The organism is Archangium sp., from assembly GCF_036388035.1.
Classification (GTDB): domain Bacteria; phylum Myxococcota; class Myxococcia; order Myxococcales; family Myxococcaceae; genus Archangium.
In genome coordinates this window covers 1-21,111 of record NZ_DASVSO010000980.1, presented here as the reverse complement: position 1 = coordinate 21,111, position 21,111 = coordinate 1, and the positions used below count along the sequence as shown (strand labels likewise).

At 69.3% G+C, this 21,111-nt stretch carries 19 protein-coding genes; 10 read left to right on the top strand and 9 right to left on the bottom strand.

Translation table 11 applies throughout. The features are described 5' to 3' along the window. Positions 1-64: 64 nt before the first annotated feature. The 3 genes from VF697_RS40535 to VF697_RS40525 all read left to right on the top strand — a co-directional run bounded on the left by VF697_RS40535 (position 65) and on the right by VF697_RS40525 (position 2,419). Positions 65-1,411 carry a serine hydrolase gene (locus VF697_RS40535; protein ID WP_331103719.1) on the top strand — a complete coding sequence of 449 codons (1,347 nt, stop codon included), beginning with the start codon at positions 65-67 and terminating at the stop codon, positions 1,409-1,411. Positions 1,412-1,595: 184 nt separating this feature from the next. Continuing rightward, a complete protein-coding gene (locus VF697_RS40530; RefSeq protein ID WP_331103717.1) occupies positions 1,596-1,931 on the top strand; it encodes a DUF4258 domain-containing protein in 336 nt (111 codons plus the stop codon). Further along, the gene (locus VF697_RS40525) at positions 1,928-2,419 is read left to right on the top strand and encodes a type II TA system antitoxin MqsA family protein (RefSeq protein WP_331103715.1); all 492 of its coding nucleotides are present in this window, start codon (positions 1,928-1,930) and stop codon (positions 2,417-2,419) included. The genes VF697_RS40530 and VF697_RS40525 overlap by 4 nt, the downstream gene beginning before the upstream one ends. A 33-nt stretch (positions 2,420-2,452) precedes the next feature. Here the strand turns inward: VF697_RS40525 and VF697_RS40520 are convergent, their stop codons facing one another. Further along, a complete protein-coding gene (locus VF697_RS40520) occupies positions 2,453-3,514 on the bottom strand; it encodes a medium chain dehydrogenase/reductase family protein (protein WP_331103713.1) in 1,062 nt (353 codons plus the stop codon). 99 nt (positions 3,515-3,613) lie between these two features. Between VF697_RS40520 and VF697_RS40515 the strand changes: the two genes are divergently transcribed. Next, the gene (locus VF697_RS40515) at positions 3,614-4,897 is read left to right on the top strand and encodes an MFS transporter (protein WP_331103711.1); all 1,284 of its coding nucleotides are present in this window, start codon (positions 3,614-3,616) and stop codon (positions 4,895-4,897) included. Positions 4,898-4,919: 22 nt separating this feature from the next. Next, positions 4,920-5,423, top strand: a complete 504-nt coding sequence (locus VF697_RS40510) for a methyltransferase (RefSeq protein ID WP_331103709.1) — start codon at positions 4,920-4,922, stop codon at positions 5,421-5,423. 55 nt (positions 5,424-5,478) lie between these two features. Here VF697_RS40510 and VF697_RS40505 read toward each other — a convergent pair whose 3' ends face one another. Both VF697_RS40505 and VF697_RS40500 read right to left on the bottom strand, forming a co-directional pair. Further along, positions 5,479-6,789 (bottom strand): M23 family metallopeptidase, encoded by a 1,311-nt coding sequence (locus tag VF697_RS40505; protein WP_331103707.1) that lies wholly within the window; start codon positions 6,787-6,789, stop codon positions 5,479-5,481. Positions 6,790-7,019: 230 nt separating this feature from the next. After that, positions 7,020-7,988: a hypothetical protein gene (locus VF697_RS40500; RefSeq protein WP_331103706.1), complete on the bottom strand. Its 969-nt coding sequence runs from the start codon at positions 7,986-7,988 to the stop codon at positions 7,020-7,022. A gap of 157 nt (positions 7,989-8,145) precedes the next feature. Between VF697_RS40500 and VF697_RS40495 the strand changes: the two genes are divergently transcribed. The 3 genes from VF697_RS40495 (at position 8,146) to VF697_RS40485 (ending at position 12,205) form a co-directional block, all read left to right on the top strand. Continuing rightward, positions 8,146-9,963, top strand: a complete 1,818-nt coding sequence (locus tag VF697_RS40495; protein ID WP_331103704.1) for an acyl-CoA dehydrogenase — start codon at positions 8,146-8,148, stop codon at positions 9,961-9,963. A 134-nt stretch (positions 9,964-10,097) separates the two neighbouring features. Continuing rightward, positions 10,098-11,168, top strand: a complete 1,071-nt coding sequence (locus tag VF697_RS40490; RefSeq protein WP_331103703.1) for a putative zinc-binding metallopeptidase — start codon at positions 10,098-10,100, stop codon at positions 11,166-11,168. A 2-nt stretch (positions 11,169-11,170) separates the two neighbouring features. Further along, complete coding sequence (locus VF697_RS40485; RefSeq protein ID WP_331103702.1) at positions 11,171-12,205, top strand: D-alanine--D-alanine ligase family protein; 1,035 nt, start codon at positions 11,171-11,173, stop codon at positions 12,203-12,205. Between the two features lie 15 nt (positions 12,206-12,220). On the opposite strand, the gene VF697_RS40480 is transcribed toward VF697_RS40485, so the two are convergent. Beyond that, entirely contained in the window at positions 12,221-13,507 is a 1,287-nt protein-coding gene (locus VF697_RS40480; protein ID WP_331103701.1) for an amidohydrolase family protein, read from the bottom strand. 61 nt (positions 13,508-13,568) lie between these two features. Next, the gene (locus tag VF697_RS40475; protein ID WP_331103699.1) at positions 13,569-13,760 is read right to left on the bottom strand and encodes a hypothetical protein; all 192 of its coding nucleotides are present in this window, start codon (positions 13,758-13,760) and stop codon (positions 13,569-13,571) included. 250 nt (positions 13,761-14,010) lie between these two features. Between VF697_RS40475 and alr the strand changes: the two genes are divergently transcribed. Next, positions 14,011-15,216, top strand: a complete 1,206-nt coding sequence (gene alr / locus VF697_RS40470; RefSeq protein ID WP_331103697.1) for an alanine racemase — start codon at positions 14,011-14,013, stop codon at positions 15,214-15,216. An 8-nt stretch (positions 15,217-15,224) separates the two neighbouring features. Here alr and VF697_RS40465 read toward each other — a convergent pair whose 3' ends face one another. Both VF697_RS40465 and VF697_RS40460 read right to left on the bottom strand, forming a co-directional pair. After that, positions 15,225-16,364 carry a hypothetical protein gene (locus tag VF697_RS40465; protein ID WP_331103695.1) on the bottom strand — a complete coding sequence of 380 codons (1,140 nt, stop codon included), beginning with the start codon at positions 16,362-16,364 and terminating at the stop codon, positions 15,225-15,227. Positions 16,365-16,636: 272 nt separating this feature from the next. Continuing rightward, positions 16,637-17,518 (bottom strand): DUF2381 family protein, encoded by an 882-nt coding sequence (locus VF697_RS40460; protein ID WP_331103693.1) that lies wholly within the window; start codon positions 17,516-17,518, stop codon positions 16,637-16,639. 205 nt (positions 17,519-17,723) lie between these two features. Between VF697_RS40460 and VF697_RS40455 the strand changes: the two genes are divergently transcribed. Then, a complete protein-coding gene (locus VF697_RS40455) occupies positions 17,724-18,770 on the top strand; it encodes a lipase family protein (protein WP_331103691.1) in 1,047 nt (348 codons plus the stop codon). A 66-nt stretch (positions 18,771-18,836) separates the two neighbouring features. Here VF697_RS40455 and VF697_RS40450 read toward each other — a convergent pair whose 3' ends face one another. Further along, on the bottom strand, positions 18,837-19,865 hold the full coding sequence (locus VF697_RS40450; protein WP_331103689.1) for an alpha/beta hydrolase: 1,029 nt from the start codon (positions 19,863-19,865) through the stop codon (positions 18,837-18,839). Positions 19,866-19,867: 2 nt separating this feature from the next. Beyond that, positions 19,868-21,111, bottom strand: a 1,244-nt coding sequence (locus VF697_RS40445) for a hypothetical protein (RefSeq protein ID WP_331103687.1), incomplete at its 5' end; no start/stop codon positions are given.

Genomic DNA, 21,111 nt, shown 5'->3' with positions numbered 1-21,111 from the left:
GTCCCTGGCCGCGAGGACACGCCACGGCGTACCGTCCCCCCCCGCCCCGACCCAGGACTCACCGATGCGCAGCCTCACACTCAGCGTCGCCCTGCTGCTGACCACGACCGCCACGGCCACACCGCCCACGCTCTCCCCTGCCCGCTCGAGAACGCTGGAGACGGAGCTGCTGAGAGCGGTGCGCGAGGTGGGCTTCGACCGGGTGCTGGACTGGAGACGCCAGGGCGAGCGCATCGCGCACCCGCCGAACGTGGACGTGGCGGTCATCGAGCTGGACGCCGAAGGGCGCCCGGTGGCGGCGGCGGACGTGCTGCTGTCGAGGGACTACCCGAAGGGCCGGGCGGTGCCCATCGACCCGGAGACGCTGGGGACTCAAGCGGTGCGCTTCACGCGGTGGGACCTGGACCGCTGGGATGACAAGAAGGGGTGGGCGGACGCGCCGGCCGAGGACGAGCTGGTGCCGGGACGCGCGAAGGCGCCGCTGCGCTTCATGGCGCCCTACCCGGCCTCGCTGTTCAAGATCCTCATCGCCTACCGGGTGATGCGGCTGGTGGACCGGGGCGAGCTGACGCTGGACACGCCCTACCGCTTCCTCCGGGACACGGAGGACAAGGGCGAGCGCCCGCTGCGGAGCTGGCTGGAGCCGATGATCGTCGAGTCGAACAACACGGCGACGGAGGCGCTGGTGAAGCTGCTGCACGAGCGGGGGGCGATGGAGGGACTGAACGCGGAGCTCGCGGAGCTGGGACTGGGGACGCTCCAGGTGAATGGGACGTCTCCGGTGACGGGGAGGAACTGGCAGCCGGGGAGCCTCCACATGACGGCGTTGGACACGGCGCGGCTGTTCCTGCTCATCGAGGGAGGGCCGGGGGTGCTGTGGAGGACGCCGGAGGGTCGGGCGGTGACGGCGGGCGAGCTGTCGGGGCCAGCGCGGGGCTTCTTGAAAAAGCTGCTGGCGGACCAGGGCTACGCGGAGGGACTGAGCTCGACGCTGGTGTGCGGAGACCCGAACGCGAGGCCGGGGCTCCCCACGGCGGTGCCGGCGAGGTGGCTGGCGACGGACGGGACGGCGACGGTGGGCGAGACGGCCTTCAAGCGGGACACGCGGCCGTGCAACGCGGCGGCGGAGGTGGAGTTCCTGCACAAGACGGGGCAGACGGAGAACTACGGGAGCGACGCGGGCATCGTGCGAGCGCTGCCGGGCAAGGCGCCGAGACACTACGTCATCGCGTTCCTGTCGAACCTGGGCTACCGCTACTACGACGCGGGAGTCGCGGGCACGGCGAACTTCTCGGACGAGGAGAACGGCTTCCCCGGGACGGTGACGGCGATCGGCTTCACGCAGAGCATCGCGGAGCTGGGCCGCCGGGTGGACGAAGTGATGAAGCAGCGGGGCCCAGTGAAGCGGTAGCTGCTCCGTCCAGAGAGACTCCCGTCCACGGTGCGAGCCCCTCCTCCCCAGCCTCGCTCCTGCTGTCCTGCCTGGGCATCAAGGATGCAAGTGAGCGCGTGCCGGCCAGGAGCTGCCCACTGCCCAACGGAGACAGCCTCCCTCGCCGGAAGAGCATCGGCAGGTATCCAGCTCAGCAGATGATGTGGTGTTGAATCTGGGAGAAAGAGGCTATATTGACGTGACATCAACTCCTGACCCTACCAGGGCATGGGATGCCAATGCCGCACGCAAGCGCATCTCGGCCATTCTGAAGGGCGGCCAGCTCACCTACACACGTCACGCACGCGAGGAGATGAAGAAGGACGACCTCCGGGAGGTCGACGTGACGAACGTGCTCCGCGGCGGCCACATCACCGAGCCCGCGGAGAAGGAGAAGGGCACCTGGCGATACCGCGTGCATACCAACACCATCTGGGTGGTCGTGGCGTTTCGAGGCGAAACGGAGCTGGTCGTCGTGACGGTCTGGAGGAAGCGATGAAATGCCTGCAATGCGGGGGGAAGATGACGTCCCGTCAGGAAACGCGCCGCGCCTATTCGGGGCTGGAGGGCGTCATCATCGAGGGAGTCCAGGTCCGCCACTGCCCGGATTGCGGCGAGGAGGAGGTGGGCTACTCGAACGTCGAGCAACTCCACGCGCAGCTCGCACTTCAGCTCGCGAGCAAGAAGGCGGCGCTTACACCGAGCGAGATCCGCTTCCTGCGCACCTGGCTGGGACTGTCGAGCACCGACCTGGCGAAACGAATGGGCGTGGCCAAGGAGACGGTGTCCCGGTGGGAGCGGCCCGACAAGCCGCTCACCATGGGAGCAACGGCGGAGAGACTGCTCCGGCTGATGGCGGTGCATGAGCAGCCCGTGGAGGAATACCCACTCGACCGGCTGGAGCACGTCGCCACCTCGAAACCGACACCTCTCCGCGTGCGCCTCAAGCCACGCAAGCAGGGCTGGACGGCCGAGGTCACCGCGTAACCCAGCGTCCGACACGAAGCACGCCCCCGTCCCTCACGGCACCAGGACGAGCTTGCCCACGGTGGAGCCGGACTCCAGCGCCCGGTGCGCCTCCGCGACGCGCTCGAGCGGAAAGCGCGTCACGGGCGGCGCGAGGATGCGGCCCTCGTCCACCCAGGCGAGCAGCCGGCCCATGCTCTCGGCGAGCACCCCGCGCTGCTCGAAGAGGTAGGAGAGGTTGAAGGCCATGACGCTCGCGTTCTCGTTGGTGAGCGAGAGCGGGTCGAAGCGCGGGGTACGCAGGAAGTCCGCGGCGAGCTTCACCCAGTTCGGTCTCCCGCCCTGGCGCGGCAGCATGGAGTGGAAGCCGTAGATGACGAGCTTTCCAGGCCGGGCGAGGTGTCGGTAGCTCTCGCGGAGCGTGGACACCCCGTTGGCGTCGAGCACCACGTCATAGCCCCGGGGCGCGGCCTGCTCGGCGGCGCGCCAGAGGTCTTCCCGGCTCTTGTCGATGACGACATCCGCACCGAGCGTGCGAGCGGTTTCCACCTTGTGGGTGGAGCCCACCACGCCCACGGTGCGGCAGCCGGCGATGCGCCCCAGTTGCAGCAGCGCCCCGCCCACGCCGCCCGCCGCCGAGTGTACGAGCAGCGTGTTCCCCGGGCGCGGGTGGGCCAACTCGAAGAGGGCGTAGTACGCGGTGAGGAAGACGGTGGGAAAGCCCGCGGCCTGGGCCATGTCGAAGCGCGCGGGCAGGGCGAACACCTGGTGGCGAGGCACGGCCACGTGGGTGGAGTAGCCCCCGAAGCGCGTGACGCCGAGCACCTTGGCGCCCGGAGCGAGGTCCGTGACGGCCGAGCCCACCGCGGTGACGGTGCCGGCGAACTCGAAGCCGGGGGTGATGGGCCAGCCGACGTACTCCTTGGCCGAGGCATACAGCCCCATGCGGATGACACAGTCGGCGTAGTTGACGCCGATGGCCTCCGTGGTGACGACCACCTCCTCGGGGGCGGGAGTGGGGTCGGGCTGAGTCTCCAGGGTGAGCCGGTCGTAACCGCCGGCACGGGGGATGACCACCTTGCGCATGCCCCCCACATACACCCCGGCGGGCCCCATGGCGCACACCTCTCCGAGCGTCTATCCTCGCCGCGCCCCTGCGCCCCGGTTCGTCAGTCGTCGAGATCTCCTCCAGCGGGCCACATTGGGAGTGAATGGATGAAGCTCAAGAGCAGCTACAAGCTCGGCCTGGCCCTGATCCTCTGCTACCTGGTCGCCTGGCTGGACCGGATGACCATCAGCATGACCCTGCCCTTCATGGCGAAGGACCTGTCGATCGACACGGGCCAGCAGGGGTTGATCGGCAGCGCCTTCTTCCTGGGCTACGCGCTGTGCCAGATCCCCGGCGGCCTGCTCGCCGACCGCTTCGGCTCGCGCCGCGTCATCCTCGTGGCCCTGGCCTGGTGGTCGCTCTTCACCGCGCTCACGGGTGCCGTCTCCGACCTCAACAGCATGCTGGTGGTGCGCTTCCTCTTCGGCATCGGCGAGGGCATCTTCCCCGCCGCGGTGTGGAAGGTGATCGGCCAGTGGTTCTCCAAGAAGAACCGCGCCACGGCCAACGCCCTCATCCTCTCCTCCATCGCCCTGGGGCCGGCCCTCACCCCCCTCATCATGCGCCCGCTGCTGGAGAACTTCGGCTGGCGTCAGAGCTTCTTCATCCTCGGCGGCGGTGGAATCCTCTGCCTGGTGGCGGCCTTCCTCACCATCACCAACTCCATCCACGAGAACCCGAAGGTCTCGCGTGAGGAGCTCGAGGAGTTCGAGCGCGACACGAAGTCCCAGGTCGCCAACGCCGAGCGCTCCCTGGAGCCCGTCGGCTTCCTCGACCTGCTGCGCTCGCCCACCATCTGGGCGCTCTTCTTCATCGCCCTCATCTACAACCTCACCATGTATGGCTGGCTGACGTGGCTGCCCACCTACCTGATGAAGCAGAAGGGGTTGGACCTGAAGAGCATGGCCTGGGCCGCCTCCCTGCCCTTCTGGTTCGGCACCATCGGCGTCGTGCTGGGCGGGTACGTGTCGGACCGCTGGTTCCGCGGCCGGCGCAAGTACCTCGTCTTCGGCTGCATGACGGTGGGCGGCATCTTCCTCTTCCTTTTCACCACCGTCTCCAGCCCCACGGCGTACACGCTCCTGCAGTGCGCGGCGGCCATCCTCCTCTACATGGCCTCGGGCGCCATCTGGGCCATGCCCATGATTCTGCTGCCTCCCAAGGTGATGGGCCCCGGCTCGGGCTTCATCAACTCGGGCGGACAGATTGGCGGCGTGCTCACCAGCTCCCTCATCGGCTACGCCATCCAGCTGCGCGGCAATGACTACACCGCCGTGTTCGACGTCATGCTGGGCGCGCTGGTGGTGGCGGCGGTGCTGGTGCTGGTGGGCATCCGCGAGCAGAAGCCCGCGGCGGTGCCTGCCCCGGTGGCCGCCGGCACGAGCACCTAGCCGGCGGTCGACGGAGACACCCATGAGCGCCTTGACTGTCAGTCGTATTCTCTTCGTGTGTTTGATGATCAATGAGGCGGTGGTCCTCGCTCGGACTCCGCCGGAGGAGCGCAAGCGCATCATCCTGCCGCGTGCGATGCCGCTGCTGGTGGTGCTCCTGTTCCTCCCCCTCTTCTTCGCGCTGAATCTGCCCGTTTGGCTGGGTTGGCTGGCAGTCTCCCTGCAAGCCCTGGGGCTGGGGCTGGAGATCGCGGGGGAGCTCCAGCTCATGCGCGCCCAGTCCTTCTCGGTGTCCGCCAATCCGCCCGCACAGACCCAGACCACCGGGTTCTATCGCAACCTGGAGAACCCCATCTACGTGGGCATCCTGCTGCAGATGACGGCCTTATCGCTGTGGATGCCGCTGACGTTCATCGCCGTCGCGCTGCAGGTCGAGTCCTTCCGGCGCATGGTGCGCGAGGAGCGCAAGTACCTCGCGCAGCTCGGCACCACGCACCGGGGCGCCGACAGCTTCATGTGGAACTGACGACGCGAGGCGGCGGCAAGCAAAGCCCGCCGCCTCCGTCACAGCGGGAGCGCGCTCAGCCCCTCATCCAGCGGCCGTGGTAGAAGCGCGTGTAGAACTTCGCCCCCGAGCTGTCCTTGAGGTCGAACTGTCCGTCGCCGTTGCCGGCGGCATCGCCCGGATCGCTCGCCCGGCAGGAGACGCACCGCAGCTTCTCCGGCCACACGATGCTGCCGCCGTAGGGCTGGCCGTTGTAGGTGCGCGACTCCCCGTAGGCGATGCGCGAGTGCACGTGCTCGTCCCAGGGGCCGCCCGTCTTGCCGGCGTAGCCGATGATGGTGTTCATGCCCACGCTCGCGCCCGCGGAGACCGCGACGCTCGTCAGGTGCGCCATGATCGCCCGGTAGGCGCCGTTGCGCACCACCACGTAGTTGCCCAGCGTGTAGTAGCCCTCGCTGTCGTAGTAGTCCCAGCCCGCCCACTCCACCGTGCCCGTGGTGGCCGAGTACACGTTGGCGTTCTTATGCGCCGGCCAGTCGTTGGCGTAGTACTGGTTGAGCAGGCCCGTGTTGCACTTGCGCACGTGGTAGTTCTGCCCCCACCAGCTGCCGTAGTTGCCACTCATGGCGCTCCAGCCCGGGTCTCCGGGCCGGAGGTTGTAGTAGGTGCCGGAGTAGACCGTCGTGTAGCCGCTGTAGAACTTGTTGGTGGCGTCCCAGACCGTCTGCCAGAACACGCCCCCCGGCTGACCGAACTCACAGGCCGTCTGCGCGACCTCGACGTTCGGCTCCTGGACCTCCAGCTCCTGGGGCGCTCCTCCCTCCAGGGCGATCTGCACGGCGCGATCCATCTGCGCGCGCTTGCTGAGCTCCAGCTGCTCCGCGGGAGGCGGGGTGCGCATGGCCTTCTCGACGGGCTCGAGGTTCAGCGACTGCACCGAGCGCTTCGGCTGCTCGAACCGCAGGCTGGCCAGGACCTTGTGCGCCCGGGCGTCCAGCCCCGGCGTCTCCGTCCACAGGCCGATCCGGTACACCCGCTCGCCGTCCGCCACGTACACGAGCGAGTACGCGTCCGTGCCCGGCAACCCGCTCACCGCGATGCCCCGCAGGCCGTTGCCCACCACCACCTCGGTGCGGGTCAGCGGGAACTCCGGGTACTTGCTCATCAGGTCCTGGACCAGTCCTTCGATCTGCTCCGGCTTGACCTGGTAGGCCAGCGCGATGCGGGCCGCCGGCGAGCGCTCATGTCCACCGATGCTGGGGCCGCTGGGATCGAACAGCGCGAAGCCGTAGGTGTTGAACAGCACCGGATCCTGATGCACGCGCCAGTCGCTCGGCACGTCGAGTGAGACGCCCACGACCTCGTCGCGGACCTGCTGCGTTTGCACACCGATGCTGTCTACCTGGGCGGTGCCCTCCGTCGCGGACTCGGGAGAGCAGGCAGCCAACAGCGCACAGGACAAAAGGGGACCAAAGCGTTTCATCGCCGGCCTCGTCTTCGGGGATTGAGCGTGGGGGGGACTGAGTCTTGATGCGGCTCCGCCACCCTACCCTATCCGTCTAAACAAGTTAAGCGGGTTTTTCAGAAAAAGAGAAAAACCATGAACCGCCGGGCCACCTAGGCCTCGTCGTCGAACGGGAGCCCCACGGGCTGCGCTCCGGGCTCGGTGGCGGCGACCGGAGCCGGCTCGTCCTGGACCTCGGTGGCCGCCAGCGCCGCTTCGGGAGCCGGAGCCCCGGGCGTGGCGGGAGCCACGGGATGGGCGGGAGCGGCCTCGAACGAGTCCACCACCGCGGGAGCTGGAGCGGCCGCTTCCGCCGAGGCGAGCACGGAAGGCTCGTCCGCCACGGGCACGAGGTGGGCGATGTCATCGAGGCTCGCGACGAAGGCGTTCGCTCCCGAGTCGTCGAAGTCCGCCCCACCTTCCTCCAGGTTCTCGATGTCCTCGAGGCTCGCGAAGAACGAGTCCGCGCCCGGATCGCTGTAGGCCTCCTCGGCCGCGTCGACCTCGTCGAGTTCCGACTGCAGCGCGGAGAGCTCCGCCTCCATCCAGTTGCCCTCCACCCCGGCTCCCACCTCCACCCCGGCCCCCACCTCCGCCTCGTCGCTCACGGGGGCCGCCTCCGCCGCGAGCCGCTCCGCCGCGAGCCGCTCTACCTCGGCCTGCTCCGCCGCGGCCCGCTCCGCCCTGGCCGCCGCCGCGTACGCACTTGCCCGGGCCAGGTGCGCGAGCGTGACGGCCGGCTGGTCCGCACCCGCCTCGGCGCCCGCGACAACACCCTCCTGCGCGACGTCCACGCCCCCCTTGAGGTCCACGAGCTCGCGCTGGGTGCGCTCGAAGCCATCCACGTTGAGCAGCCTGGCGCGCAGCTCCGTGGTCTCGCGCTCCTTCGCCGCGCGCTCCGCCTCGAGCGCCTCCAGCTCGGCCTGGTGCTGGGCGTTGATGGCGTTGAGGAGGTCCTCCTCGGACTTCAGCTCCGTGTCCTCGGCCCCGATGTGCTTCTCGACGGCCTCGACGCGCCGCTGGGCCTCGATGAGGCTGGCGGTCTGGACGAAGGGATTGAAGCCGATCCTTCGGATGCTCATGGACGCTCCTCGCTGTGCGGACGCACGGGGGGTGCTTCGTCCCATTATTGTCGCAGCGAAGCCCCCCGGGTTGCGACCCCCCCGAAAAACGTGACGGGATGGGCCCCGCCCTGGCGATAGCCTGGGGCCCCAACCCACACTCTCCGTCGAGGCCGACATGTCGTCCGCGTCCAGCCACTACAAGCACAACCTGCGCGACCTGCACTTCAACCTCTTCGAGTTCCTCGACATCGGCCGGACCTCGCTGGGCAAGGCGCCCTTCGGGGACTTCGACGAGACGGCGGCCCGGCAGACGCTGGAGACGTTCGCCGAGGTGTGTGTGAAGGAGATGGCCCCGAGCTTCTCCGAGGCCGAGCACAACCCGCCGAAGCTGGAGAACGGCACGGTGACGATGCCCCCGGGGCTCAAGCACGCGCTGGCGGCCTACTACGACGCGGGGATGAGCCAGCTCGAGCTGCCGGTGCACCTGGGGGGCATGGCCGCCCCGCCCTCGCTGGGCTGGGCCGCCTTCGAGCTGGTGGCGGGCGCCAACCCGGCGGTGGCCTTCTTCACGCTGGGCGGCATCCTGGCGCGCGTCATCGACCGGCTGGGCACCGAGGCTCAGAAGAAGCGCTTCCTGCCGGCGATGATGGAGCGGCGCTGGGTGGGCACCATGGTGCTCACCGAGCCGGACGCGGGCAGTGACGTGGGCGCGGGGCGCACCAAGGCGCGCCAGGTGGGGGACGGCACCTGGGAGATTGAAGGCGTGAAGCGCTTCATCACCAGCGCGGAGGCGGACAACGCGGAGAACATCATCCACATGGTGCTGGCGCGGCCCGAGGGCGCGGGCCCGGGCACCAAGGGGCTCTCGCTCTTCATCGTCCCCAAGTACTGGGTGGAGGAGGACGGGAGGCTGGGCGAGCGCAACGGCGTGGTGTGCACGAAGATTGAAGAGAAGATGGGGCTGAAGGGCTCGGTGACGAGCGAGCTGACCTTCGGGGACGGCAAGCCGGCGCGCGGGCTGCTGCTGGGCGAGGTGCACGACGGCATCCGCCAGATGTTCCACATCATCGAGCAGGCCCGCATGGCCATTGGCATGAAGTCCATGGCCACGCTGTCCACCGCGTACCTCAACGCGCTGGAGTTCACGAAGGACCGCAAGCAGGGCGCGGACCTGATGCAGGCGCGCGATGCCAAGGCCCCCCGCGTCACCATCATCCACCACCCGGACGTGCGGCGGATGCTGATGGCGCAGAAGGCGCACGCCGAGGGCATGCGCGCCCTCTGCCTCTTCACCGCCTCCATCCAGGACCAGGTGGAGGTGAAGGGCGGGCACCGGGCGCTGGAGGCCGCCGAGTACGACTCGCTCAATGACCTGCTGCTGCCGCTGGTGAAGGGCTACTGCTCGGAGAAGGCCTACGAGCTGCTCGCGCTGTCGCTGCAGTGCCTGGGCGGCTCGGGCTACCTCAAGGACTACCCGATGGAGCAGTACATCCGGGACCAGAAGATCGACACGCTCTACGAGGGCACCACGCACATCCAGGCGTTGGACTTGCTGATGCGCAAGGTGGCGCGCGACGGCGGGGCCACGCTGCAGCGGCTGCTGGGACAGGTGCGCGCGACGGCGGAGTCGGACGAGGGCGGCAAGGAGCTGGAGACCGAGCGCGCGGCGCTGGCAAGGGGCCTCGCCGACGTGGAGACGATGCTGGGCTCGCTGATGGGCAAGCTGGGCGAGTCCGTCTACCACGTGGGCTTGCAGGGCAACCGGGTGCTGATGGCGCTGGCGGACCTCGTGGTGGGCTGGCTGCTGGTGCGGCACGCGGGGGTGGCGCTGGAACGGGCGAAGGAGAACCCAGGCGACAAGGCCTTCTACGTGGGCAAGCTCGCCAGCGCGCGCTGGTTCTGCCGCGAGGTGCTGCCGGGGCTGGCCCACGCCGCGCGCATGGTGGAGCAGGGCGCGCTGGACCTGATGGAGGTCCCCGAAGAGGCGTTTTGAGTCTCGGGTGCACCCACGGGCGGCTCCGAAGAGGGGCCGCCCGTCGTCGTTCCAGGCGTGCGCTCGCTCCGCCGCCTGCTTCAACGGCGCTGATGCCTGCCCTTCCTCGGAATCGGTCCTTACCTAGAAGGGTCATGATGCAACCTCCCCAGTCAGACCCCGGGGTGATGCGGGAGAAGCACCCGACCGAGCACAGTGAGGGTCGCGGCAAGCTCTCCGCCCAGCGCGAGGCCTTGCTCCAGGCGCGCATCAAGGATCTCTCGCTCCGGCTGGCGGGCACGCCGCTCGAGCGGCACATCGCCCAGCTCCACGCGGAGCTGGAAGCCAAGGGCATCTCCTTCAAGCCTCAATGCTACCTGTCCGACGAGTGGGGCTGCCCCTCGGGCGTCCCGGTCATCGGCCTGCCCTTCTACCTGGCCGACCCGGACCTGCACTCCCTGGAGGCGGAGCTGGGGGGCGGAGTGGAGAGCGAGGCGGAGATCCTCATGTACCTCCGCCACGAGGCAGGCCATGCCTTCAACTACGCCTACCGGCTCTACGAGACGGACGAGTGGCTGCGCGTGTTCGGCGACTACTCGCGCCCCTACCGCGACGACTACAAGCCCCAGCCCTTCTCCCGCCGGTACGTCCGGCACATCTCCGGCTGGTACGCCCAGAAGCACCCGGACGAGGACTTCGCCGAGACGTTCGCCGTGTGGCTCACCCCCAGCGGGGACTGGCGCAAGCGCTACCAGGGCTGGGGCGCGCTGCGGAAGCTCCAGTACGTGGAGGAGATCGTCTCACGGCTCGGCCGGGCCCCGCCGCTCGTGAAGCTCGCCGAGCCGGACTTCACCACCGAGGAGATGGAGGAGACGGTCCTCGACCACTACCGTCAGCGGGAGCTGAACGAGAAGGTCGAGGTCGAGCTGCGCAACGCCTTCGATCAGGCCCTGGAGGATCTCTTCTATGGACCTGGGGAGGCGCCCATCCACGCGGAGACGCTCGTGCGGGCCGAGCGCCAGCGGCTGCTCTCCACGGTGAGCCAGTACGCGGGCGTGGGCCGGGGCGTGGTGCGCGCGGTGGTGGACCACCTGGCCGAGCGGACGGCCGCGCTCGGGCTCACGCTCCACCCGGATGACAGCCCGGAGGCGGCCGTCCAGCTCGCCTCGCTCGTGACGGTGCTGGCCATGAACTATCTCTACACCAACCGCTTCTTCGAGGACTGACCATGGCCCTGCCGCCCCTCCGCATCGCGGTGCTCCACTACCAGCCCGAGTCCGAGCCGCCCGACCCCGTGGTGGCGCAGGTGTGCGCCGCGCTCCAGGAGGGCGGACACACGCCAGTGGACCTGCGCGTGGACGAGAGCGTCACGGACCTGCTGCGGCAGGTGGCCCGCTCCCGCTGCGACCTCGTCTTCAACCTCTGCGAGACCTTCGCCGAGGACTACCGCCTGGAGGTGAACGTCGCCGCCGTGCTGGAGCTGGCGCGCGTGCCCTTCACCGGCTCGGGGACGGCGGGCCTGCTGCTGGCGCAGGACAAGATCCTCACCAAGCAGCTCCTCCAGTTCCACGGGGTGCTCACCCCGCGCTTCGCCACCTTCGATGGCACCTCGTTCCAGACGAGCGGGGACCTCTCCTTCCCGCTCATCGTCAAACCCGCCCGCTCGGACGCCTCCATGGGCCTGGGCGTGGAGCGGGACATGGAGGGCCTGGCGCGCCGCGTGCGGCTCATCCGCGAGGAGTATGACGACGAGGCGCTCGCCGAGGAGTTCATCGAGGGACGGGAGATCTACGTGGGCGTGCTCGGGGACCACGCCCGCCCCGAGGTGCTTCCCGTGGTGGAGCTCGACTTCGGCAAGAAGTGGAGCCGCAAGCGCATGAAGATCGCCGACCGGGAGGTGAAGTTCGGCCCGGACACGCCCGGCAGCCCCCAGCTCGTGATGCCGCATGATCTCTCGGACGAGCTGCACGGCCGCATCGAGCGCGCCGCGGTGACGGCCTTCCGCGCGCTCAAGCTGCGCGACTACGCACGCATCGACTTCCGCGTCTCCAGCCACTCCAACGAGCCCTATCTGCTCGAGGTGAATCCCAACCCCTACCTCGAGGCGAAGAGCGAGGTGGCGCTCGGCGCCCGGGAGCGCGGGATGTCCTATCCGGAGCTCGTGCGGCACATCGTCGAAGTGGCCGCGCGCCGTCACGGGCTGGAGCGAGGGCGGTCACACTCCGCCTCCGAGGTGGCCTCCGAGCCTGTCCTCTCGCTCTGAGAGGCCTGACCTCACCTACCGTCGATACACGGTGCCGTTCTTCATGACGAAGCGCACGCGGCGCACGGCGGAGATGTCCTGCGTGGGGTCGCCCTGCACCGCGACGAGGTCCGCCAGCAGGCCCTCCTTCACCTGGCCGAGGCGGTCCTCCATGTGGAGCATGCGCGCGTTGACCGAGGTGGCGGACTTGAGGGCCTGCAGGGGCGTCATGCCGTAGTTCACCAGCAGCTCCAGCTCGCGGGCGTTGTCTCCGTGGGTGAAGACGCCCACGTCGCTGCCGTTGCAGATCTGCACTCCGGCGGCGAGCGCGGCGCGGAAGCTGGCGCGCTTCTGCTGGAGGGCGGCGGGCTCGGGGTCCGTGCCCTTCTTCCAGCCGCCGTACTGGTGGATGGCGTCACCGGCGGCGAGCGTGGGGCAGAAGAAGACGCCGTACTGGGCCATCAGCTTGAAGACCTCGGGGGTGCCGCCGTCCCCGTGCTCGATGCTCTCGGCGCCGGCGAGCACGGCGCGGCGCATGCCCTCGGCGGTGCTCGCGTGGACCACGACGGGGCGCCCGCCGTCCCGCGCGGTCTGGACGATGAGCCGCATCTCCTCCAGCGAGAAGGTGGGGAGCGCCTCGCCCCGAGGGCCCCAGCGGTAGTCGCCGTAGACCTTGATCCAATCGGCGCCCTTGCCCATCTGCCCGCGCACGGCGCGCATGAGCGGATCGAACCCATCGGCCTCCTCGGCGCCCTGGGGCACGTGCCACTCGGGGGCGTAGCCCTTGGGGGCGTAGGAGCCGGTGGCGACGATGGCGCGGGTGGTGGCGAGCACGCGCGGCCCGGGGATGATGCCCTGCTGGATGGCCTGCTTGAGGCCCACGTCGGCATCCGCGGCGCCCTCGGTGCCGAGGTCTCGCACGGTGGTGAAGCCGGCGAGCAGGGTGTCGTGGGCGTGGCGGGTGGCGCGGGCGACGCGGAGCGCGAGCGGCTCGCGGAGCACCTGATCGTTCCAGGACGTCTCGTTGTAGGGGTGGAGCAGCAGGTGCGAGTGGCCCTCGATGAGGCCCGGGACGAGCGTGGTGCCGGGCAGGTCGACGGTCTCGGCACCGGCAGGGGCGGTCACCTGGGCGGCGGGCCCGACGGCGGCGATGCGGTCCCCGCGGACGAGCACGACCCAGCCCTCCTGTGGCTTGGCGGAGACGCCGTCGAAGACGCGAGCCGGGCGCAGCAGGTACGCGGTGGTGGGCGCGGGAGCCTGGGCGGACGCCAGGGAGGACGTGACGCAGAAGAGCGCGACGAGGGAGGCGAGCAGGTGGCGCATGGTGGGCAAGGAGGCGGGAGTGAGAGGTAGGCGACCTATCACATGTCCGCCCCCTCCCCCCTTACTCGTCCTCTTCGATGGCCGAGGCGTCCTGGCCCAGGGGCGGCCCGGACACGCCGGAGAGCTGCCGCTCCTTGAGGTCCTTGTCGCGCTCCAGGTCGGCGTAGGTCATCCCCGGGGACTCCGGTCCAGCGGAGACACCGGGCTCCTCGTCCTCACGGAACCGCGAGGTGAGCTTCTTCCACAGGTTCATGGACTTCCTCCCAGGCGGCGCGGGGCCGCGTTACCCGGTGAAGATGCGCATGCCCGGGAGGACGCAGGGGACGGACCCATGGAGCCGCTGCCCGTGGCTGGCCTCGTGCGCTCCCATGCCCGCCCGCTCGGAAGGCGCGTGCAAAGCGGCATGCTTTGACGCAGAAGGCGAGTGAGGAGGGCCCGTGCCACGCATACGGCCCCTCCTCCTCACAGCGCGCCGGCTGGCGCGAAGGACGGGCAGGCGTCAGATGCACGAAGTGACCGCGGGAGCATCGGGGAAGGTGGCGTCGAGGCTGGAGCTGTCGGCGGGAGCACTGGCGTCGAACGTGGCCATGTTCCGCAAGCTGTCCGCGGACGTCGGCGGGCCGAAGGCGCTGGGTGCGGTGCTGAAGGGCAACGCATACGGGCACGGGCTCGTGCAGATGCTGCCGCTGGTGCACCCGCTGGTGGACGTCCTCTACTTCATCACGCCGGGCGACGCGCTGACGGTGCGGGCGCTCGAGGAGGCGCGAGGCCTGCCGCGCAAGCAGGTGCTCGTCATCGGCGCCACGGACGCGGAGGAGGCGGTGGCGCTGGCGCGCGCGGGCGTGGAGGTGGTGGTGGGGGACGGCTCGTGGCGAGACACCGTGGCGGAGCTGCGCCGGGCGAAGCTGGAGCACCCGCTGCGGGTCCACGTACACGTGGACACGGGGCTGGGCCGCGAGGGCTTCACGCCGGGGCAGATCGCCGGAGGTGAGCTGGACTTCCTGCGCGAGTCGGCGGACGTGCTGCGGGTGGTGGGAGCGCTGAGCCACTTCGCCAACACCGAGGACGTGACGGAGCAGAACTACGCCGAGACGCAGGTCGACATCTTCGAGGGCGGGCTGATGGCGCTGCGCGCGAGCGTGCCGGTGCAGGAGCCCCTGCAGCGGCACATGGCGGCGAGCGCGGCGACGCTGGTGCTTCCCCGGGCGCGCTACGACGCGCAGCGCGTGGGCATCTCGCTGTATGGCCTGTGGCCCTCGTCGGAGACGCGGCTGTCGGCGCGGCTGGTGCTCGGCCGGGTGCCGGAGCTGAGGCCGGTGCTCTCCTGGCGCTGCCCGAGCCAGGTGGTGAAGTGGCTGCCCTCGGGGAGCTACGTGGGCTACGGCTGCACGTACCGCTGCCCCGAGGCGACGCGGGTGGCCATCCTCCCGGTGGGCTACTTCGACGGCTACCCACGGCTGGTGTCGGGCAAGGCGCACGTGCTGGTGAACGGGCGCCGGTGCCCGGTGCTGGGGCGCGTGATGATGAACCACACCATCGTGGACGTGACGCGGGCCACGCACGACGAGCGCCCGCTGACGGCGACGCTCATCGGCAAGGACGGCGACGAGCACCTGCACGTGGAGAGCGTGGCGGACTGGGCGCAGACGATTCACTACGAGCTCACGACGCGGCTGGGCGCCCACCTGCGTCGGGTCGTGGTGCCCTGAAGCCCTGCCTAACGCCGCAGCTCGGGCGTGCAGCCGAACACCGTCATGTCCTCGGACACGGTGGAGCACGCCCACCCGGGGCCACAGGCGTCCATGTCCATCGGGTCGCACTTGCGAAAGCAGGTGCTGACGGTGGGGCTGCCCACGCCACACACCTGGCCCTCGGAGCAGCTGTTGGACACCAGCGGGTTGCAGACGGGGGCGCACCAGAAGACGGCGCGGCCCCGGGACATGCGCAGGTTGCAGCGCTCGCCCTCGGGGCACGGGGTGTCGCGGCAGTCTCCCTGGGAGTCCACGAGACATTGATACTGATTGTCCCGGACGCGTGAGCAGCGCTGGCCCTCGGGGCAGCCGAGCCGCTGGCAGTCGGGAAAACAGCCCGGACCATTGAGGCTGTCGGTACAGACGAGCCCCTCGGGACAACCCGAGGGCGCCTCACCGAGCGCACACGGCACGGAGCACACCTGGTTGACGCAGCGCAGGCCCTCGCGACAGGAGCCCGCGGGCGAGATGGGCATGGTGTCACAGGACTCGCCCTCGCGCCGCACGCCCTCGGGGACACAGCGGTGGATGGCGGTGGTGCCGGTGGCTCCGGTGGTGACGGCGCGGCACACGGAGCCGGGGAAGCAGTGCGCGTCCTCTTCACAGTCGGAGGCCTGACACTCGAAGCGGCGCGTCTCGCGGTTGGCCACGCAGCCCTGCCCGGGTGAGCAGTCCCCGTCGGTGCGACAGCTTCCACAGTCGAGCCCGGTGGCTGTCCGGGTGCAGCGCATCGCCGAGGCCGGGAGCCCCTCCGGTGAGCGCTCCTCCGAGGATAAAGGCAGGACCGTCACGGGAGGCGGACTGGAGAGGGAGCGCGCCTCGGAGACAGGCGCGGGCACGCGGGCGGAGGCGCGGAACTGCCCCCCGTGGACGGCCCCTACCAGACGGGAGGAGGCGGAGACGCTGGCCTCGAGCACGGGCGCGCCGGGGAGGAGGGCACGGACGGGGGAGCGGGGCAGTGAGTGGAGGAGATCCGGGCCTCCGTCTGGGGACTCTCGTGGGCCTGGAGCGAAGGAGGCGGTGGCGAGCTGCCAGAGGAAGACAGCCAGACCGCCAAAGGCCGCGGTGAGCGCGAACCGCTTCGGGCGTGTCCCCTCACGCCGCATACGCTATGCCTCTCATGCGTTCCCCGGGTTGCCGGACCTGATTTCCATCCAGACCGCGCCACCGTCAGCAAGCGTAGACATCACAACACATGAGGAAGCCCCCATCCGGGCTGCAGCCACACGGCGCGCAGTTCCAGCACTCCTTGTTCATCGCATAGGCCGCCCCTCCGCCCAGAGCGGCCGCGGTAGCGATGATCAACATCCAACGGCGCCAGCGGGTCTTGTTCGAGTGCATGACGTCCTCCGGGCTCACGACTGGAAAAACGAGCCGCTCACAGCGCGACGCCCTCTGGCGGGGCCTGGCGGGCCCCACCCCTTCCCCGCAGCTCCAGCTCGAACCGGGCACCCTCGTCGCGAGGCAGCGCACCGGTGACGACGACGAGCCACCCCCACCCACCGGGCGGGAGTGACACGGGCTCCATGCGGAGGGCCTGCACCTCCACCTCCCCTCTTCCCGCCGCGTGACGCACCCGCACCTCGCCGGGCTCCCAGGGCCGCAGCGGGTCGGGATTGCGCACCCTCACCATGAAGCCGGACAGGCCTCCGGCGTGGAACAGGCGCCGCTCCGTCTCCAGCCCCGCGCCCGGACGCCAGACGGCCGACGCCACCTCCGAGGACACGCGCCCGGAGCGTCCGGCGAGCTCCAGCATCACCTCCGCGAGCCGGCCGGCCCGCCCCTCGCCCTCACGGGCCCGAGGCCGCGCGGGCCACTCCGCGCGCCCCTCACGAAGTCCCCGCACGTGCTCGCGCCACGCCGTGGACACGAGGGCGGGGCGGCTCGGCTCGCGCCTCACCACCCGCACCTGCACGTCCACCTCGGTGAGGCGGGTAGCGAGCACGAAGGGCAACCGCGTGCCATCCGCGAGCACCACCTGGAGCGTCACCTGCTCCCCCTCGGGAACCTCCTCGCGGGGCGTGACGACGAGAAAGTCATTGCCCAGCACCAGGGGCTCGAAGCGTCCGTGCTCGTCATGCAGCCGGGTGCGCCCCGCGTCCAGGGCGGTGTCGAAACGGAGTCGCGTCGCCGTCCTGGCGGCCACACGCACCTCCTCGACCCGACCCGACACCGTGACAGCACGCAGCCTCGGCTTCCGCACCACCGGCTGCGCCTCCACCCCCGACGCGGAGACACGCATGGCGACCAGGACCAGCATGACGCAAAGAGTCATACCGGCGTTTCCTGACCTCATGCGTCACATAACCTAACAAGCAAGGCGTCAGGTGGGGAGGGCTGAAGTCGTGTTCCGTGAACCCACCAACTAAGACACACGGGCAATCAAACGTGGAAAACGCTATAATCACGCATTGCGGCACAAACCCCTGTGCACGCCTCTCTCCCCCAAAAGCAAGGAGAAAACCATGCAGCTGCGTCATTCCCTCTCCCTCTCGGGTGCGCTCTTGTTGGGCTCGCTCATCTCTGGCTGTGGTCCCGCGGAGGACGTCTCCGAGGAGTCCCCGCGGGCCGCCCCCGTCGAGCAGGCCGTCCCCGTCGAGGAGACGGGCACCGTCGAGTCGGCGGCGAGCACGGCGGGCTTCACCTCGCACTTCCGCAACTGGCTCACCACCAACAACTATGAGCCCGCGTACAACCTGGTGCGCGCGGACCTGGCCGGCGGCAGCTACGGCGGCAAGGCGAGCAGCACGGACACGGTGGTGAACCAGCCGGTCATCTTCATCCACGGCAACTCGGACAAGGCCATTGGCACGGGCACCGCGGGCCAGTCGGGCTGGACGGCCTCCGTCGATTACTTCCTGTCCAAGGGCTACAAGACGAGCGAGCTGTACGCGACGACGTGGGGCCCGGCGGACGCCTCGCTGTCGGCGTACCAGTACCACTCGAAGACGAACGTGATGAAGGTGCGCAAGTTCATCGAGGCGGTGAAGGCCTACACGGGCGCCGCCAAGGTGGACATCATCGCGCACTCCATGGGCGTGACGCTGGCGCGCAAGGCCGTCCTCGGCGGCTACGCCACGGACTCGCTGGAGGGCGGCCAGTACTACGTCGGCGCCCCGCTGACGTCCTCGGTGGACACCTTCGTGGGCATCGCGGGCGCCAACCTCGGCCTCACGTCCTGCTACCAGACGGGCCCCGGCACGCCCACGTGCGGCAGCACCAACGGCCTGTACCCGGGCTACTGGAACGGCACGAGCGTGAGCGGCCGCTCGTCGTACCTCAACAACCTGCTGGCCAGCAGCAGCTACGAGGGCGCCTACCGCTACACCATCTGGTCCACCGATGATGAGATCATCGGCTACAACAGCGTCGTCTACGGCAGCTACACCCCTCGCATTCCGGGCCAGACGGGCGAGAAGGTCTACTCGGGCTACCCGTACGGGCACTTCGGCGTGAAGGACCAGACCGCGGCCGTGCAGCTCAGCATGGTGAAGAGCCACATCATCCCGTAGTGGCCTCGAAGTCCCGCTGAACCGGGCGGGGGACACGGCACCGTCCCCCGCCTCCGGTGTCGGGCCTCAAGGCCGCGCGCCGGACTCCAGGCCCTTGAGGAAGGCGAGCACCTGCTGGTTGTAGTCCTGGGGGCAGTCCATCTGCACGGTGTGGCCACACCGCTCCAGGCCCACGAGCTTCGAGCCCGGGATGTGCTCGTGCCCGTAGGACATGACCTCGCGCACCTCGCCCCCGTGGAGGAAGGGATTGGGGATGAGGCGGTCGTCCTCGCCGTAGATGATGAGCGTGGGGACGGTGACGCGCCCCAGGCTGTCGCGCACGAAGTCGTTGTGCACCAGGCCGTTCACCGTGCGCACGTTGGCGTAGGCGTACGAGTCGAACTCGGGGCTCTTGGCGACGCGCACCCGCTCCTCGATGAGCCAGTTGAGCTCCGGCCGCCAGCGCTCGAAGTTGCCCTGACGCACGCTGCCCCAGATGCCGTACTCGGGCGTGCTCTTGACGAGTGCCGTGCTGAAGGCGCGAAGGAACCAGGCCTTCTCCCGGGGGCTGAACTTCTCGAAGCCCGCGGGAGCCGTGAGGACGACGGCCTTCAGGTCCTCCGGGTAGCGGATGGCATACGAGAGCGACGTCTGCCCGCCCATGGAGTGCCCCACGAGGATGGGCTTGTTCGCGCCCACCTTCTGGGCGAGCTCATGAACGACGTCCCCCATGGCCTCCATGCTGTACGGGAAGGAGGCGGGCTTGTCGGACTTGCCGAAGCCCGGCAGGTCCACGGCGATGACGCGGTAGCCCTGCGCGGCGAAGGCGTCGAGCTGGTAGCGCCAGAACTTCAGGTAGGAGCCCAGCCCGTGGATGAAGAGGACGGTCTGCGTCCCCTCGGGGTTGAGCTCGACGTAGGCGACCTCGGGTACGCGCGCCAGGCCATGCGCGGCGGCCGTGTCGGGCAGGGCGAGCCGCTTCACGGGCCAGGGCTTGCCCTCGGGCGAGGAGTAGTCGAAGTCCTGGAAGGACAGGGGCGGGCGCGCGGCGTACGAGGTGACGCACCCGGTGGAGAGGCCCGCCAGCGCGAGCAGGGCCAGAGCACGAGTCTTCATGGTCAGAACGCGTACCAGGTGAAGGTGGTGAAGGCGGCCCACGGGTTGGCCGTGACGCGCGGATTGCCGTCGTAGAAGTTGCCACGAATCATGTAGCCGCCGTGCAGGCCCACCGTCATGAGGTAGCGGATGGTGTAGCGCAGCTCGGCGTTGAGCTCCGTGCCGATGACACGGCCGCGCGCCACGCCCGGCGTCTCCTCGGGCGGAGTGACACTGCTCATGGCATGGCCCACGCCCACCTTGAGATTCAGCTTGTTGGGAACGAGGTCATACGAGCCGGTGGCGATCGCGGTCTGCAGACCGAAGCCCTGGTTGGAAATGTCCGTCACCGCGCCCGTGTAGTTGTTCACCGTGCTGGTGAAGGGGAACAGCAGTAGCATCTTGTGGTTGAACCACACCGCGCCCGGCAGGCCGTACTGGTTGAGGGTGAAGGCACCCGTGTAGCGGTCGTCGCCCAGGTCCGAGTCGCCCGTGGAGAACATGCCCTCGAGCGTCACGAGGTCATTTGCCGTCCGCCCGTAGTTGTAGAGCAGCTCCAGGTTGGCGGAGAGGCCGCTGATGTCCACCTTCGGGTTGAGCACGGTGTCCGGCTTGTTGCTGCGGTAGCGGCCCCGGTTGTACATGACGAAGCCCGAGACACCGAAGGGCCCCGTGCGGAAGTCGATGTTGTGGTTGAAGTTGGCGCCCACCCACGACACCCAGCCCGTGGGGCGATCAATGGACAGCCGTGGCACGCCAGTGAAGTTGCTCAGGTTGTTGGACCCAGGCCCGCTCGGCACCAAGCCCTCGAAGGCGTAGGCGATGCCCTTGGTGTCATCGCGCAGGTGCCACAGCGACAGGCCCACGTTCGTCCCCGGCCGCACCGGGTACGTGTAGTCCGCCATGCCCAGCCAGGCGAACTTGAGTCGCGGGTCGTTGAGCTCCGCCTTGTCCGCCTGCGCACTGCCCAGCGGCAGCAGGCTCAGGCGCGAAAGCCCCTTGTAGCCACCGAAGACGGACACGCCCGTGGCGTCGCTGCCCAGGAAGGCCAGCTTGTAGCCGGTGCGGATGAGGTCGTTGAGTGGCGTGCGCGTCGGGTCATAGACGGTGTCGTAGACGGGCTGCGTGCCAATCAGCAGGGTGAGTTGGTTGGGGTTCTTCGTCGGGTAGATGGAGACGTTGATGTTCTTCGTCTGGATGTTGACCTGGTCCGCGTTGAAGCCACCGCCCTCGTTCTGCTGCAAGGCATTGGCGGAGCGGCCCCAGA

Bases quoted from the DNA above. Each gene is read 5' to 3' on its own strand.
- VF697_RS40475 (WP_331103699.1), bottom strand. From the start codon at position 13,760: ATGAACCTGTGGAAGAAGCTCACCTCGCGGTTCCGTGAGGACGAGGAG.
- VF697_RS40520 (WP_331103713.1), bottom strand. From the start codon at position 3,514: ATGGGGCCCGCCGGGGTGTATGTGGGGGGCATGCGCAAGGTGGTCATC.
- VF697_RS40525 (WP_331103715.1), top strand. From the start codon at position 1,928: ATGAAATGCCTGCAATGCGGGGGGAAGATGACGTCCCGTCAGGAAACG.
- VF697_RS40465 (WP_331103695.1), bottom strand. From the start codon at position 16,364: ATGCGGCGTGAGGGGACACGCCCGAAGCGGTTCGCGCTCACCGCGGCC.
- VF697_RS40500 (WP_331103706.1), bottom strand. From the start codon at position 7,988: ATGAGCATCCGAAGGATCGGCTTCAATCCCTTCGTCCAGACCGCCAGC.
- VF697_RS40535 (WP_331103719.1), top strand. From the start codon at position 65: ATGCGCAGCCTCACACTCAGCGTCGCCCTGCTGCTGACCACGACCGCC.
- VF697_RS40510 (WP_331103709.1), top strand. From the start codon at position 4,920: ATGAGCGCCTTGACTGTCAGTCGTATTCTCTTCGTGTGTTTGATGATC.
- VF697_RS40495 (WP_331103704.1), top strand. From the start codon at position 8,146: ATGTCGTCCGCGTCCAGCCACTACAAGCACAACCTGCGCGACCTGCAC.
- VF697_RS40480 (WP_331103701.1), bottom strand. From the start codon at position 13,507: ATGCGCCACCTGCTCGCCTCCCTCGTCGCGCTCTTCTGCGTCACGTCC.
- VF697_RS40485 (WP_331103702.1), top strand. From the start codon at position 11,171: ATGGCCCTGCCGCCCCTCCGCATCGCGGTGCTCCACTACCAGCCCGAG.
- VF697_RS40490 (WP_331103703.1), top strand. From the start codon at position 10,098: ATGATGCAACCTCCCCAGTCAGACCCCGGGGTGATGCGGGAGAAGCAC.
- VF697_RS40455 (WP_331103691.1), top strand. From the start codon at position 17,724: ATGCAGCTGCGTCATTCCCTCTCCCTCTCGGGTGCGCTCTTGTTGGGC.
- VF697_RS40515 (WP_331103711.1), top strand. From the start codon at position 3,614: ATGAAGCTCAAGAGCAGCTACAAGCTCGGCCTGGCCCTGATCCTCTGC.
- alr (WP_331103697.1), top strand. From the start codon at position 14,011: ATGCACGAAGTGACCGCGGGAGCATCGGGGAAGGTGGCGTCGAGGCTG.
- VF697_RS40450 (WP_331103689.1), bottom strand. From the start codon at position 19,865: ATGAAGACTCGTGCTCTGGCCCTGCTCGCGCTGGCGGGCCTCTCCACC.
- VF697_RS40460 (WP_331103693.1), bottom strand. From the start codon at position 17,518: ATGCTGGTCCTGGTCGCCATGCGTGTCTCCGCGTCGGGGGTGGAGGCG.